Genomic DNA, 1,007 nt, shown 5'->3' with positions numbered 1-1,007 from the left:
GGTTTCTCTGGATTTGTTGGTTTTTCCGGCTCTATAGGTGGCTTTGGTTTTTCTGTCCCTGTATTTTCCGTATTACCATCCTCACCCTCCGTTATAATTGGTGGGGTTACAATTGTATCTGGTTTCTTCTCTGGTGGAAGAATATCTCCTATACTCGCTACTGAAGAATCAATATTTTGATCGCCAAATGCAAAATGATCTCCATTTACGCTGACTTGTGGCTTATTATCCGTAATAGCTGCAATCACATTATCTTTTGTTGTATCTTGAAGTGTTTTATCTGTTTTTTCCTTATCAAAGAGTGCTAGAACACGAGAAGTCGTTTCATCCCCATTTTGAAGATTACTTACAATAGATTTTTCTTTAAAATTAATTTTTGATTTATCCAGCTCTTCGAGTACATAACCAACTTCATTATCCTTACTTTGAATTGCATTCTCTGTAATTGCTTCAAAATCATGTTTGTTCAGATCTTCTTTCTTTTCATCCGGTTTATTCTTATCTACCTTTTTTGTAATAGCTGTTTTACTTTTTGATGATTCCTTACTCCCAAACCAACTGCAACCTGTCGTACTTAATATCAATGAACCACAAAGAAAAACAATTCCCATTTTTTTGTACAGATTCTCATAATTTAAAGGCATGTTATTCTTTCCCCCTTAGATGTTCTGTATATCTTTATCAATTTTTTCAATCTTAGCTTTCTTTTCTTCTTCACTTATCGTAGATTGTTGAATATCCCGTTTCTCTAATTCTTTGACCTCTTTCATTACGTTTTTATTTCCTTGCGTTTTGGCAAAAGAATAACAATCTTCATATTTTTTTAGATTTACAAAAGCTTCAACAATGAGTTTTTCACGTCTACCGTCCATATTGACTTTCCCTTTAAGCTTAATTACCTCTTCATATTTCTTATTAAGTGCTGCTTTTTCAAAGTCGATTACATCATTTTTGACATCAATTTCATTGATTTTATTCATGTTGTCTATCCCAATAAAATAAGCAAC

2 pseudogenes are annotated in these 1,007 nt (G+C 32.7%); both read right to left on the bottom strand.

The features are described from left to right. A pseudogene (locus BM089_RS30490) lies at positions 1-644 on the bottom strand (hypothetical protein); the annotation flags it as partial. 15 nt (positions 645-659) lie between these two features. Then, a pseudogene (locus BM089_RS30485) lies at positions 660-1,007 on the bottom strand (hypothetical protein); the annotation flags it as partial.

The sequence above is a fragment of the Bacillus sp. 5mfcol3.1 genome (assembly GCF_900114335.1).
Classification (GTDB): Bacteria; Bacillota; Bacilli; order Bacillales; family Bacillaceae_G; genus Bacillus_A; species Bacillus_A thuringiensis_S.
Note: the sequence above shows the minus strand (reverse complement) of the source record. Positions and strands in the feature narration are given on the sequence as shown.